The following is a 14,386-nucleotide window of genomic DNA, read 5'->3' as shown; positions in this document are numbered from 1 at the left end:
TAATGGCGCATTTTTTATTAAATTCGCAAGGTTATAAGAATACCACGTTTAAATCGTTCTTAGGGAACATTACTATTTATGGCAGAAGATTTAGAAAATCAAGAAAACGACAAAATAATTAAAATCAATATTGACGAGCAGATGAAGTCTGCTTACATCGATTATTCGATGTCGGTTATTGTATCAAGGGCTTTACCCGATGTTCGTGATGGATTAAAACCAGTGCACCGCCGTGTTTTATACGGTATGCTTGACCTGGGGCTTGCAAATAATAAACCTTATAAAAAATCTGCCCGTATTGTAGGGGAGGTATTGGGTAAGTATCACCCGCATGGTGACTCCTCTGTTTACAATACCATGGTAAGGATGGCTCAGGAATGGAGCTTAAGGTACCTGATGGTAGAAGGACAGGGTAACTTTGGATCGATCGATGGTGACTCTCCTGCAGCAATGCGTTATACGGAGGCCCGTTTCCAGAAGATCGCAGAAGATATGCTTGCGGACATCAACAAGGATACCGTAGATTTCCAGTTAAACTTTGATGATTCCCTGCAGGAGCCAACGGTTCTTCCATCGAAAGTTCCAAACTTACTGATCAACGGATCTTCAGGTATTGCAGTAGGTATGGCAACCAATATGCCACCGCATAACATCACTGAAACCATCAATGCAACGATCGCTTATATTGAGAACAATGAGATCACGATACCGGAACTGATGAAGCACATCAAAGCGCCGGATTTCCCTACAGGAGCCATCATTTATGGTTATACGGGAGTTCAGGAAGCTTTTGAAACGGGTAGAGGCCGTATCGTAATGCGTGCAAAAGCAGAGATCGAAACCAATAAAGACCGCGAAACCATTATCGTTACTGAAATACCTTATCAGGTAAATAAAGCGATGATGATCGAACGTACCGCTGAATTGGTAGGTGAGAAAAAACTGGAAGGAATTTCTAACATTAAAGATGAGTCTAATAAGGATGGTATCCGTATCGTTTACGAAATTAAACGTGATGCGAATGCTTCTATTGTATTGAATAACTTATTCAAGCAAACAGCCTTACAGACCTCATTTAGTGTGAATAATATTGCGCTTGTCAACGGCAGGCCGCAGATGTTAAACTTAAAAGACCTGATCCGTCACTTCGTTGACCACAGGCATGATGTAGTGGTCCGCAGAACCAAGTTTGAATTGGCGGAAGCGAATAAAAGGGCACACATCTTAGAAGGTTTATTGATTGCTTTAGATCATTTAGATGAAGTAATTAAATTAATCCGCAGTTCTGATACTCCTGAGGAGGCAAGAACAGGATTAATGGAGAAATTTGGTTTGAGTGATATTCAGGCCAGAGCCATCCTGGACATGACTTTACGCAGGTTAACAGGACTGGAACGCGATAAGATCAAAGATGAATACAATGAGTTAATGAAACTGATCGAACATTTACAGTCTATCTTAGATTCAGAAGAATTAAGGATGCAAATCATTAAAGATGAGCTGGCTGAAATGATGGAGAAATACGGAGATGAGCGTAGAACTCAGATCGTACATTCTGCAGAAGACATGAGCATGGAAGACTTTATCGAAGATGAAGACGTAGTGATCACGATCTCTCATGAAGGTTATATTAAACGTACTCCGGCTACAGAATACCGTACTCAGGGTAGAGGTGGTAAAGGTTCCAAAGGAAGTGATTCGAGAAATGAAGATTTCATCGAGCATTTACTGGTGGCTTCTAACCACAATTACATGTTGTTCTTTACAGAATCAGGACGTTGTTTCTGGTTAAGGGTTTATGAAATCCCTGAAGGATCAAGGTTGAGTAAAGGTAGAGCAATCCAGAACATCATCAACATTCCTAAGGAAGAGAAAATCAAAGCATACATTAAGGTAAAGAACTTGAAAGACCAGGAGTACCTGGAAAACAATTACATTATCATGTGTACTAAAAAGGGAACGATTAAAAAGACCTCTTTAGAAGCGTATTCAAGACCTCGTGTAAATGGTATCAATGCGATTAACATCAACGAAGGAGATCAGTTATTAGAAGCGAGTTTAACGACCGGTTCAAGTGAAATCGTTATGGCTTTACGTTCAGGAAGGGCAATTCGTTTCAATGAGGAGAAGGTTAGACCAATGGGCAGAACGGCTACAGGTGTTAGGGGAGTTACCCTTGCGCACGACCAGGATGAGGTAGTTGGCATGATTGCTGTTGATGATCCTAATGTAACGATATTGGTAGTTTCAGAAAAAGGTTACGGTAAACGTACTGATATCGAAGATTACCGCGTTACTAACAGAGGTGGTAAAGGTGTTAAAACCATTAGCGTTACTGAGAAAACAGGTGCTTTGGTAGCCATCAAAAACGTAACGGATGCAGATGATTTAATGATCATCAATAAATCAGGTATCGTGATCCGGATCGTTGTAAGTCAGCTGAGGGTAATGGGAAGAGCAACTCAGGGTGTTCGTCTGATCAACCTGAAAGGAAACGATGAAATTGCTTCAGTAGCTAAGATTGAGCATGAGGATGAAGAAGTGGAAGAAGCGTTGGAATTGGATCTGGATGGTGAAAGCGTAATCGTTACTGATGCTGTTGCAGCAGAAGAAATTGTTGCAGAAGGTGAAGAAATCGAGGAGGAAGAGGAAGAAGCTGAGGAAGAGGACGACGACACTGAAGAAGAAGAAAAATAAATTTTTGAACATAAATTAACAAGATGAAAAAAGTACTTTTTAGTATGTTATTGGTAGGTGTAGCCACCTATGCAAATGCGCAAAAAAGTGAAGTAAATGAAGCGAAGAATGCATGGGCTCTTTTGGCGATTGCTAAATCAGAAACTTTAGCGGAGAACCTAAAAACGCTCAATACAGGCTTGGCGCACACAGACAAGGCAATTGCCCATGAGAAATCTAAGAAAATGCCTGAAGCATGGTCTTACCGGGCTTTGTTTGCGTCCAGAATTGCATTGGTAGACTCTGTAGATATCAATAATGCTAAAGCAAATCAGAAAATTGCGGAAGAAGCAATTGTTCAGGCTAAAGCGGTAGATACTAAAGGTGAGGAGAAAGACAACATTCAGCAAGCTGAAGTAAACGTTAGCAACGCCCTGAGAAACAGAGCGATCTTTGCCTTTAACAAAAAGGATTTCGCTTCTGCTTTAGATGCTTTTAATGAAATCACAGCTAAAAATCCTCAGGATACTTCCATGTATGTGAATGCAGGAGTAACGGCTAAGGAATTGCAAAACTATCCTGAAGTGGTTAAAAACTTCAAGAAAGCAATTGACTTAGGTTACAAAGATTCAAAGGTGCTTTACTCTGAAATCGTAAATGTTACTTTCGATAAAATGAAAGACAGCGTAGCAGGTTTGGCAATTTTGAAAGAAGCAGGAAGCAAATTCCCTGATGATTCTTATTTTATCGGTTTGGAAACTGACCTTTATATTAAGTCGGGTGACATCGCTAAATCTCAGGAGATGTTAAATAAGCTGATCGCTAAAGATCCTAAGAATGCAATTTACCAGTATTTGATGGGTGATACTTATTACAAACAAGCATTAGCAATACAGACGCAAAGAAATGCTTTAGATCCTAAAAAAACTAAAGAATTCAATGCACTTGGTGCAAAAATGACTGGCCTTATTGACCAATCTGTTCCATTCTATAAAGCAGCTTTGGCATTAGATCCAAAAAATGAAAATGCATTGGAAAACCTAAAGATCATTTATGCATTTAAAGATGATAAAGTGAACTATGAGGCAACCAAGAAAAAATTAGATGAATTAAAAGCAGCAGCTAAACCTTAACCGGTCGAATTGTGATTAAAAAGGAGGGGTAATTTTTATCCCTCCTTTTTTTTTATAAGTTTGTAGACAGAACACGTTTTTATATGAGGAAGATATATTTATTTAATGCTGCATTTCTGTTTTTATGGAGTGCCAACCCTGTTTTTTCACAGACAAGTCAATTGCAGATCGCCAGAAACAGCGTAGGTAAACTGCAAATAGCGATCGGTAATAAGGAGGATGCAAAAAAGCAGTTAAGTATATTAGGAGAAGGAATTAAAGCTGCAGAGTCCGCTCAGAATGATAAGAAAACCAAGAAATGGCCGGAAACATGGGCTATTAAATCTTACCTCAGCTCTTACGTGGCAATCATAGATACAGATGTGCCTAATGCTGACAGGTATTATAACCTGGCCATTGAAGCCATAGACTCGGCAAAAAGACTGGATAAATTTCAGGCAAATTCCCAGTTGATATCAGCTTCAGTTTACAATGTTAACATCAAAAAGCAGGAGAAAGGGAATGTCGCTTATGCCAATAACGATTTCTTAACCGCTTATGAACTGCTAAAGGAAGTCAGCGATTTTTTTCCAAAGGACACCACACTGGCGATCAACACCGGACTGGCTGCCCAAAATATTCAATCTTTTGATAACGCTTTGGCCTATTTTAAAAGAGCAAAAGACAATGGCATCAAAAATCCGGTTGTATTTCAAAAACTGACTGGGATCTATATTTCAAAATTTGAGCATGAGCTGGCCGTAAAAACCCTGGAAGACGGGATTAAAGCTAACCCTTACCATGTATTTCTGACCAATGACTACATCAATTTGCTATTGGATACAGAAAAATACAATGAAGCCATCAAGGTGATAGAATCAACTTTAAAAGTCGAAACAAATAACAAATTGCTGTATTTCCTTTATGGGTACCTGTACCAGAATAACGGGAACAACAGTACTGCAGAGCTTGCCTATAAGAAAGCACTAAAAATAGACGAAAATTATTTTGACGCACTTTATCAGCTGGGACTTGCCTATGTTAACTCAGCCAACGAGGCCCTGAAATCGAAGAAAACTGAAGGAGCGCCAACATTTAGTTCCTATATTAACAGAGCGGAAGTAGCGTTGTTACAAGCTCACGAAATCAATCAGAACGACAAATCCACCGTTCAGTTGCTGATTGACATTTATACCCGAAAAAACAGACTGGATAAAGTTCAGGAGCTAAAAAGCAAACTGGAAGAGTTTTAACCTCCGGATATAAATATTTTTTGTTCGTACTTAAAATATTTATATCTTGATTGCATTCTATTGAAACGTTTTAGCACTACATAACTTAGCTGATTTCATGATGCAATTCAACCGCTGTACCGCATTTTTAGGTCTTATTATACTGTGGTGTCTCACCATAGCCCAGGCTTTTGGTCAAACCCATAAAACTGAGCGCGTTGTTGCGCTTTCCGGCCCCTCAAAACAACGATATGAGTTAAATAGTGGCTGGTTATGCAAAAATGTAAAAGAAGTCAGCAGGAGTGGAGCAGAACTGTCCCGTGCAGATTTTTCTGTTAAAAACTGGATGCCCGCTACCGTTCCAGGTACGATATTGACCACCTTAGTCAACAACAGCAAAATTCCTGATCCTTTTTATGGAATGAACAATACAAAAATTCCGGATGTTTACCATACCGGAAATGATCATTATACCTATTGGTTCGTCAAGGATTTTGAGGAAAAAGCCATTGGCAACGAACAGGTCTGGCTGGAATTCAGAGGTATAAACTATAAGGCCGAGTTATTCCTGAACGGTAAAAAAATAAATAAGGAAAAACTGGAGGGAATGCATTTGCGCCACCATTATAACATTACAGGTTTGTTGGCTGCAAATGGAAAAAACCGCTTGGCAGTCATCGTATATCCACCGGATTTCCCTGGGGCACCTAATGGCGGCCAAGGGGGAGATGGAACAATTGCCCGTGGATTGACCACGCAATATACTGCAGGATGGGATTGGATCCAGCCAATCCGGGACCGGAACACCGGGATCTGGGATAAAGTAACCATCGAAAAGACCAGGATGGTAAACCTGAAAAATCCGCACATCATCACGCTTGTGCCTGGAAAACGTCTTCCTGAAGGACCGCAACAACCAGCAGTGATTAAGGTTTCTGCAGAGCTGGAAAATCCAACATCAAAGGCTGTGCATGGCTTTTTGCAATATAAGCTAGCCGGTCAGCTGATTCGTAAAGCAGCGACATTGGTACCCAATCAGACAACAACAGTATCCTTACCAGATTTTACATTGCAAAATCCAAAGCTATGGTGGCCAAACGGGTATGGAAAACAAGATCTATATTCACTTAAACTGAGCTTTGTATCGAATTCGAGCGAATTGCTGGATGAAGAAAAGGTCAATGTCGGCGTACGACAGATTGATAACATCTGGAATGAGCATACCCGAAGCATGGGCGCCTATGTTAACGGACAAAAGGTTTTTATCAAAGGTGGAAACTGGATCATTTCGGATGCCATGCTTCGCTTCAGCGATGCGCGTTACGATGCAGAGATCCGTTATCATAAAGACATGAACCTGAACCTGATCAGGATATGGGGTGGTGCGATTACGGAAAGACCGGAATTTTACAATGCCTGCGATAAATATGGTTTACTGGTATTTCAGGATTTCTGGTTTAGTGGAGATTGCAACGGACGCTGGGAAGACCCGATGAAAAAAGACGATCAGTGGACAAGAAGAAACTATCCGGATAACCATAATCTCGTGCTCACAGCCGCCGAAGATCAAATAAAGATGATCAGAAACCATCCTTCACTGGCATTTTGGTGTGGAGGGAATGAGATTACACCTCCGGATGACATTCTGCTTCCATTAAGAGATGAGATCCTGCCCAGACTGGATGGTACACGGAAGTTTTTTGATTTTTCCAACAGCGACGAAATGTCGTTCAACGACCTTGGAGGAAATGGAGACGGTCCTTACGGCATTCAGGATCCAAAGAGTTTCTGGGGAAACAGGACCTTTCCCTATAATTCAGAAGTGGGCTCCGTAGGTGTTGGAGATTATGTTTCCCTTCAGCGGTTCATTCCTGAAGAAAATATGACGGCCCCACAGTTTAAAGGCAAAGTCGATTCTGTTTGGAATTACCACCGATATATTGGATATGATGAACATATTGATCCTTACGGAAAACCTAAAAATGCCAGGGATTTTGCGATGAAAGCGCAATTGGTAAATTATGATCAATACAGGGCCTTAATGGAAGGTTATTCTTCACATATGTGGGACTGGTATACAGGCTCCATCATTTGGAAAACGCAAAATCCATGGACTGCACTTCGTGGGCAGATGTACGATTATTACCTCGATGTAAATGCCTGTTTATATGGTTTAAGAAAAGGAGCAGCACCTTTACACGTTATGATGAACCCTTTAGACAGCATGGTCAGTGTGGTTAACAATGGTTTTAGCACCCGTCGTAATTTGATGGTGCAGGCCAGTGTGTACGACATGGAAGGGAAGAATTATTTTTATAGCCAGGCCTTTAATGAGGTGGGCGCATCTTCGGTAAGAAAACTGTTCAAAATGGATCAGTTCCTAAAAAAGCTGGATAAAAAGGAGGAGGTATTTGTTTTGTTGCGTATTTTGGATGGTCAGAAGGCCATTCTTAGTGAAAACATCTATTGGCTTCCGGCAAAAGATGGAAACTACAGTGGTTTACAACAGATGAAAAATGCGGCTTTGGAAGTGAAAGCAACGGTCATTTCCAAAGGTAAAATAGTGGTCAGCCTTAGCAATGCTCCTGGAAATCCTGTAGCGTTTTTCAACCGTATTGCCTTGATTAACAGGGAAACAGGCAAGCGAATTCTACCGGCTTTCTTTGACGACAATTACGTAAGTGTTTTACCCGGGGAAACGAAGAAAATAACAATTGAATATACAGATGAGTCCGGCCTAAAGAAAGCTCTTGAAGTTTATGGCTGGAACGTACCTGAGCAGAAAATAGAAATTAATTAAGCATGACAGATTATAAATTGATAGCGGCAGAAGCCTGTTTACAATTCTTAAAACCAGGACAAACCATAGGAGTGGGGGCTGGAAGCAGCATTTCCCATCTGATTGGATTTATCAGTCATCATCCCGAATTGTCGGAAAGCCTGGTTTTTGTTTCTTCGTCTTTTAAAACGAGAAGCTTATTACAGGAAAAAGGGCTCAAAGTGCAGTTGTCGCCGATGGTCAATCCACCTTTGGCAATTTACTTTGACGGCTGTGATCAATTTGACGCGGAGTTGAATGCGTTGAAAAGTGGTGGTGGCATTCATACGAGTGAAAAGATTCTGGCCAATATGGCGGAGGAATTTATTTTAGTCGGAGATGATTCAAAAATGGTGTCAAAACTGGACCATACTTATCCTGTAGTGGTAGAATTGCTTCCTGAAGCGCTAACAGCGGTGTTAAATCGGCTGAAATCAGATTATCCAACGACAACGATTAAACTTCGGACAAGTGACCAAAAAGATGGCCTGGTGATTTCTGACAATGGGAATCTGCTGGCAGATGTGCTTTTTGAAGAATTACCGGAGATTTCTGCGCTGAATTCAAATATTAAAATGATTCCCGGAGTTGTAGAACATTCCTTATTCTACAAGATGGCGACTAAGGCTGTTGTAGCTGGTAAACAAGGGATTAGAATCATTAATCGCGAAAAAATATAGGAGACATATCAGGGCCATAGGGTGGTTGCTCAATAATACTACTTAACATAATATTAATTATGAGACAATAATAACACAGGAAATATAGGAGGTGTTTTTGGTGCTTTTTCTGGAATAAAATAAAACTAGACCTGCGAATATGATGTGGGAATCAAAAACGTGTTGCTAATTTTATTTATTCAATGCCGGAATAAGCGCGGTCTTAAAATAGTTCTCCAGTTGCCCCTGGTCGGCCGCAAAGCGCATTTCATATTCACGCCATTCATATACTTCTTTTTGTATGGTTTGCCTATCCCCTGCCGCTATTACAGGATTGCTGGCTACTGCTATACCTGCGGTAGCTAAAATTGAAGAGCGGTAGCTAAAATTGAAGAGCGGTAGCTAAAATTGAAGATTGGAGGAATTTTCTGCGCTGCATATGGATTACAATTTTGACAGGTAAATTGATTCGTATGATAATGTTTTCATAACAAACGAATTAGGTATAATAAATATAGATATAATATTCCATTTCAGAAACTTCAGATTTACAGTAAATATTTGATTATTTTCCTGATCAACTGCAACGAAAACGTTTTAAACAAGGCCTGATTTACCGACTTAAAATAAGGCCTTTAGCGCCCCTATCCGAAATCCTCAACCTATAGCCCCTACTCTACTCAAAACCCACCTAAATCCACTATTTACAAATTGTTAACTTTTTAACAAAATTTCCATATTTATTGACGCATTTTATATTACATATATTTATTAAATAACTAATTATATAAATTGCATATTATTTAGTATTTTTCGTTTTTATTAGAAAATAAACACAAAAACCATCCTTCTTCCTATATGAAAGCCTGCCATTTTCTCCTTTTTATACTAATAGCCATGTCTATAGCCTGTAAAAAGGCCCCAAAACACCCGGAAACGGGCACCCCGCCGGTTATAGTTGTACCAAAAGACACCACCAAAAAAGATACAACTAAAGTTATTGTCCAGCCGAAGCGTTTAAAAATCGACTCCATTCGCAAAGATTTGTCGGGTAGAAGCATTATTCGTGTCATGTCCGACAGTGTCTGGAGAGATAGTACAGGTGTTACCTTTTTCGTAGAATTGAAAGATTACCCAGACATAAGTACCATCGTTTTAGGTCCGGTAGCTGATGATAGTCAAGTTTATCCGGGGGCCTTGATCAAGGGAAAATCATTAGCTGATTTTAGCTTTAAAGCATTAACGGGTTATGCTCTGGCACCTGTAGACGTCCTGCCCAGCGACTGGAGCTTTGATCTGGTAGATAACATGCCAATATCGAAGAAATCAATGGAGGATTACATCAAAAAACAAATGACCCGTGGCGGCACCAGAAAAGTCCATGCAATGGCAGGTACCATTGGTGAACCTTTCGAAAATTACGCTGAAATCTCTCTGAATCAACGCCACAGCTGGGATTTTTCAAATCTCTTAAATGTCAAGCCAGGAGAAAACCGACGAATAAAAAAGAAAACAGGCTTATATTCCAGCGCAACCCTGCGGATATTCGGTATTACCACCTATCCCAAGGAAGGAAAGTTCTTTGCGCCAGAGGTGAACCCTGCCAGCATTCCGGATGAACCCCTTGTGGTCAGAGATGTAACCTACGGCCGAACAGCAACCATTGCAATTGAATCTGATGCTCCGTTTGCCGAGATAAAGTCGGCCTTTAATGCGGCAGAAGAAAAAAGCCTCAATGCCAGTCATCGAAGCTTACTTCAGAATGCAACAATTACAATTTTTGTACGTGGCTTTAGCACGGGTGATACGAACCATCTGAAAAGCCTGAGAGGTGCTGAGCAGGTAGAAAAGTATTTTGCAATGATTGCAGCTGCCAATACGGTCTCTGTTAATGATTATGGCGCTCCTGTAGAACTGATGACCAGTAACGCGACTTCAACTGACAATTCATTTCATCGTTACCAATATAAATACCGCCTGGATTACCCGATCAAGTAATCTTAAATGTAAAAAAACATTCGTATTCCCCGGGTTACATTATCCGGGGAATATTTTTTTTAGATCAGCCGCAAACCGGCTTAATATTCTGACAGGTTTTTGTTATTTTGCATCAAACAGCTGTTTTATGCAGATTTCACAAATCATGGCATAATTGATGATTATACCACTAATTTTACACTATGTTTAATCGTCCGATCAGAAGTATCCAGGATTTCTTATTAAGTACCTATTTTGCTGATGGGCTTCGGATTACTTTTGGTGTGCTCTGCCCCTCCCTCATTCTCGCTCAATTTGGAATGCTTCAGTATGGAATGACCTTATCCTTAGGTGCTTTATGTGCCAGTATAGTCGATACTCCGGGGCCAATTGTTCACCGAAGAAATGCAATGCTCATCACCACTGCCCTGATCGCATTGATGTCTATTTTGGTAGGGCTGACAAATGCCAACACCTATTTCATTGGTAGCCTGCTGTTTATCCTCAGCTTCGTCTTTTCGATGTTTTTCGTCTATGGATTGAGATCCGCGGCTATCGGAACAGCAGCATTGCTCGTTATGGTGCTTAGTATTGACGACATCAGACCCTGGAAAGAAGTATTGGTCTTCGCTCTACTCATTTTTACAGGCAGTATCTGGTACACCTTGCTGAGCTATTTTGTCTACAGGATCCGGCCATTCCGATTGGTGCAACAGACACTCAGTGATTCTATACAGGAAATCAGCGAATTTCTACGCGCTAAAGCTAAATTTTATCATCAGAATATCAATTACGATGAAAACTATGCAGACCTGCTGCAGTTACAGGTCCTGGTACATGAAAAACAGGATGCGGTAAGAGAAGTATTGTTCAAGACCAGGGAGATTGTAAGAGAATCAACGCCGGAAGGCCGGTTCCTTTTATTGGTATTTGTAGATATGGTAGACCTGTTTGAACAGGTGATGTCCACTTATTATAATTATCAGCAATTGCATGACCAGTTTGATGAATCCGGAATTTTAGTCCACTATGAGGCGGTGATCAGAAAGATTGCAGCAGAGCTGGATGAAATTGCGTTTGCACTTAAAACCGGTGGTACGCCCAATCAGCCTACCGCATTGATTGAAGATGTCTCTAAGCTGCGAAAAGAAATCACGGATCTGGAAAGCAAAAATATTGATGGAAAGTACAATACCTTAGGGATTATTGCACTTAAAAATATTGAAGTCAACATTGAGAATATCCTGGCCAGGGTAAGAACCATTAACGGTTATTTCAATAAGAAAGAAAAGAAAAATCTTAAAACAAGAGAGATTGATGTAGAGCGTTTCATCACCAGACAGCCCATCGACTTAAAAATCCTGTTAGAAAACTTAACCTTTAGCTCTTCTATTTTCAGGCACTCCTTAAGGGTAGCAATCGTGATGCTGATTGGCTTTGTGGTGGCGAGGTTATTGAACTTTTCCCATAGCTACTGGATTTTACTGACCATATTGGTGATCTCCAAACCGGGCTTCAGCCTCACTAAAAAAAGAAATTATGAACGTCTGATCGGAACCGTGGTGGGTGCATTTATCGGGATGGGTATCCTCGTCTATATCCATGATAAAAACACGCTCTTTATCATTCTGCTGTTTTGTATGATCGGCTGTTATAGTTTCCAGCGGAAAAACTACGTCGTCAGTGTTCTTTTCATGACACCTTATATTCTCGTGCTTTTTGATTTCCTTGGCATGGGAGGATTGTCTGTTGCCAGGGAAAGGATTTATGACACCCTGATCGGATCAGGAATTGCCTTGCTGGCGAGTTATTCCTTATTCCCCAACTGGGAGCATCAGAAACTGAAAGAAGCCATGCTGGATACGCTGAAGGCAAATATGAACTACTTTGAACAGGTTACTTTCTTATATGCAGACCAGGTACACAACCTGACCAATTACAAGGTAGCAAGGAAAGAAGTTTATGTGACCACCGCCAATCTGGCTTCTCTTTTTCAAAGGATGTTTTCCGAGCCAAAGAGCAAACAGTTACTGATGACAGAGCTTCACCAGTTTACGGCGTTAAATCACCTGTTGTCCTCTTATGTCGCGACGCTATCTTTATATAATAAGGAACATTCCTATCTGATCAAAGATTTTGAAGACCTGAAACCTGTAGTCAACAATACGACCTATCTGATGAACCTGTCTATAGAGGTGCTGTCTAACCACACCAGTACGATTAGTAACGTTCCTTTAATCCGGCAGAATATCGACAATGAGCACAAAGCACAAGGCAATGAAATGATCATTCATGAGCAATTCGACCTGATCCAAAAAGTGGCTTACGACATATTTAAGCTCTGTGAAAAAATTAAAATCTAAAACTTTAATTCCATCAGGATTGTTGTTCTTCTATTAACAGCATTTTAAATTATGGAAAAAATATATACCGCATCCGTTACCGCAAAAGGTGGACGTGATGGTCATATCAAATCAAGCGACGGAACGATAGAATTCGATTTAAGAAAACCAAGAGAAATGGGTGGACAAGGTGGAGCCACCAATCCGGAGCAATTATTTGCCGCTGCCTGGGGGCCTTGTTATCTGGGTGCACTGGGTGCAGTAGCGGCACATGACGGTGTTGATGTTTCAGAAGCAACGGTAGAGGTACATGTATCCTTTAATAAAGACGACAATGCATTTGCCTTGTCTGCAGACCTGGATGTACACATTCCCGGGATCACGACAGAAGAGGCACAGAAACTGGCGGATAAAGCGCATCGCGCCTGTCCGTACTCCAAAGCAACAAGGGGGAATATTGAAACCCGTGTAACGGCGATCTAAAAACCTTCATAAAAAAAGAGAAACCGTTCTAAAAAAAAAAGACCCCGAATCCCGGGGTCTTTTTTTTATGCTGTAGTTTCTACAGGTTTATTCAGCGTATTTGCAGGTCGGCCATTCTTGAAGGCTTCTCTCGTTTTCAGCCCTAGTATTTCAAACATCTTCATGTCGTCGGCAAAGTGCGGATTTGGTGTCGTCAGTAATTTATCTCCGGCAAAGATAGAATTCGCACCAGCCATGAAGCAGAATGCCTGCTCTACGGTACTCATTTCATTTCTTCCTGCAGATAAACGGACCACAGATTTAGGCATGATGATTCTCGCGGTAGCAATCATCCTGACCATCTCCCAGATTGGAATTCTTGGCTGATTTTCCAGTGGAGTTCCCGCTACAGGAACCAGCGCGTTAATCGGCACAGACTCCGGATGTTTAGGCAGGTTCGCCAGGGTACGCAACATCGAAACACGGTCTTCATCTGTTTCGCCAAGGCCCACAATTCCACCGCTACAAACGGTCAGTTTTGCTTTGCGGACATTGTGTAAGGTGTTTAACCGGTCGTCATAAGTTCTGGTAGAGATGATCCTTTTATAGTCATCTTCAGAAGTATCCAGGTTGTGGTTATACGCGTATAATCCGGCATCGGCAAGGCGTTGTGCCTGTCCTTCAGTCAGCATGCCCAAAGTGCAGCAAACTTCCATATCCAGTTCATTCACCGCTTTCACCATGTCAATTACACGGTCAAAATCTCTGTTGTCGCGTACTTCGCGCCATGCAGCGCCCATACACAAACGTGAAGCGCCGCCGGCTTTCGCCCTTTCTGCAGCTTCAACTACCTGATCTACTTTCATTAAAGCCTGAACTTCCAGACCGGTATTGTATCTCGCAGCCTGAGGACAATATGCGCAGTCTTCCGCACATCCGCCAGTTTTTATAGATATCAATGAGCTGATCTGAACTTCAGAATAATCCTGATTTTCACGATGTATGGTGGCAGCTTCGTAAACCAGGTCCAGAAAAGGTTTGTGATATATTTCTGATATCTCCTCTTTGGTCCAGTTGTGTTTTGTTGGTTGCATATAGATTGTAAAAA

9 protein-coding genes are annotated in these 14,386 nt (G+C 41.1%); 8 read left to right on the top strand and 1 reads right to left on the bottom strand.

What is annotated here, in order from left to right; all coding sequences use genetic code 11:
* Positions 1 to 78 precede the first annotated feature (78 nt).
* From gyrA to BLQ87_RS21985, 8 genes are all read left to right on the top strand, one after another.
* Positions 79 to 2,697, top strand: coding sequence for a DNA gyrase subunit A (gene gyrA / locus BLQ87_RS22020; protein ID WP_074611081.1), 2,619 nt, complete (start codon positions 79 to 81; stop codon positions 2,695 to 2,697).
* Positions 2,698 to 2,720: 23 nt separating this feature from the next.
* Positions 2,721 to 3,809, top strand: coding sequence for a tetratricopeptide repeat protein (locus BLQ87_RS22015; protein ID WP_074611080.1), 1,089 nt, complete (start codon positions 2,721 to 2,723; stop codon positions 3,807 to 3,809).
* An 83-nt stretch (positions 3,810 to 3,892) separates the two neighbouring features.
* Positions 3,893 to 5,041 carry a tetratricopeptide repeat protein gene (locus tag BLQ87_RS22010; RefSeq protein WP_074611079.1) on the top strand — a complete coding sequence of 383 codons (1,149 nt, stop codon included), beginning with the start codon at positions 3,893 to 3,895 and terminating at the stop codon, positions 5,039 to 5,041.
* Between the two features lie 97 nt (positions 5,042 to 5,138).
* On the top strand, positions 5,139 to 7,820 hold the full coding sequence (locus BLQ87_RS22005; RefSeq protein ID WP_245723904.1) for a glycoside hydrolase family 2 protein: 2,682 nt from the start codon (positions 5,139 to 5,141) through the stop codon (positions 7,818 to 7,820).
* Positions 7,821 to 7,822: 2 nt separating this feature from the next.
* The gene (gene rpiA, locus BLQ87_RS22000) at positions 7,823 to 8,518 is read left to right on the top strand and encodes a ribose 5-phosphate isomerase A (RefSeq protein ID WP_074611078.1); all 696 of its coding nucleotides are present in this window, start codon (positions 7,823 to 7,825) and stop codon (positions 8,516 to 8,518) included.
* A gap of 876 nt (positions 8,519 to 9,394) precedes the next feature.
* Positions 9,395 to 10,495, top strand: coding sequence for a hypothetical protein (locus BLQ87_RS21995; RefSeq protein WP_074611077.1), 1,101 nt, complete (start codon positions 9,395 to 9,397; stop codon positions 10,493 to 10,495).
* A 182-nt stretch (positions 10,496 to 10,677) separates the two neighbouring features.
* Positions 10,678 to 12,837 (top strand): FUSC family protein, encoded by a 2,160-nt coding sequence (locus BLQ87_RS21990; RefSeq protein ID WP_074611076.1) that lies wholly within the window; start codon positions 10,678 to 10,680, stop codon positions 12,835 to 12,837.
* 51 nt (positions 12,838 to 12,888) lie between these two features.
* Positions 12,889 to 13,299 carry an organic hydroperoxide resistance protein gene (locus tag BLQ87_RS21985; protein ID WP_074611075.1) on the top strand — a complete coding sequence of 137 codons (411 nt, stop codon included), beginning with the start codon at positions 12,889 to 12,891 and terminating at the stop codon, positions 13,297 to 13,299.
* A 65-nt stretch (positions 13,300 to 13,364) separates the two neighbouring features.
* Here the strand turns inward: BLQ87_RS21985 and bioB are convergent, their stop codons facing one another.
* Positions 13,365 to 14,372 (bottom strand): biotin synthase BioB, encoded by a 1,008-nt coding sequence (bioB, locus tag BLQ87_RS21980; protein WP_074611074.1) that lies wholly within the window; start codon positions 14,370 to 14,372, stop codon positions 13,365 to 13,367.
* Positions 14,373 to 14,386 lie beyond the last annotated feature (14 nt).

Origin of the sequence: Pedobacter steynii (assembly GCF_900103665.1) — a bacterium.
In the GTDB taxonomy this organism is placed as follows: Bacteria; Bacteroidota; Bacteroidia; order Sphingobacteriales; family Sphingobacteriaceae; genus Pedobacter; species Pedobacter steynii.
This window is presented reverse-complemented; position numbering and strand designations above follow the sequence as displayed.

Coding starts and splice junctions, on each gene's coding strand:
- gyrA (WP_074611081.1), top strand. CDS start 79: ATGGCAGAAGATTTAGAAAATCAAGAAAACGACAAAATAATTAAAATC.
- BLQ87_RS22015 (WP_074611080.1), top strand. CDS start 2,721: ATGAAAAAAGTACTTTTTAGTATGTTATTGGTAGGTGTAGCCACCTAT.
- BLQ87_RS22010 (WP_074611079.1), top strand. CDS start 3,893: ATGAGGAAGATATATTTATTTAATGCTGCATTTCTGTTTTTATGGAGT.
- BLQ87_RS22005 (WP_245723904.1), top strand. CDS start 5,139: ATGATGCAATTCAACCGCTGTACCGCATTTTTAGGTCTTATTATACTG.
- rpiA (WP_074611078.1), top strand. CDS start 7,823: ATGACAGATTATAAATTGATAGCGGCAGAAGCCTGTTTACAATTCTTA.
- BLQ87_RS21995 (WP_074611077.1), top strand. CDS start 9,395: ATGTCTATAGCCTGTAAAAAGGCCCCAAAACACCCGGAAACGGGCACC.
- BLQ87_RS21990 (WP_074611076.1), top strand. CDS start 10,678: ATGTTTAATCGTCCGATCAGAAGTATCCAGGATTTCTTATTAAGTACC.
- BLQ87_RS21985 (WP_074611075.1), top strand. CDS start 12,889: ATGGAAAAAATATATACCGCATCCGTTACCGCAAAAGGTGGACGTGAT.
- bioB (WP_074611074.1), bottom strand. CDS start 14,372: ATGCAACCAACAAAACACAACTGGACCAAAGAGGAGATATCAGAAATA.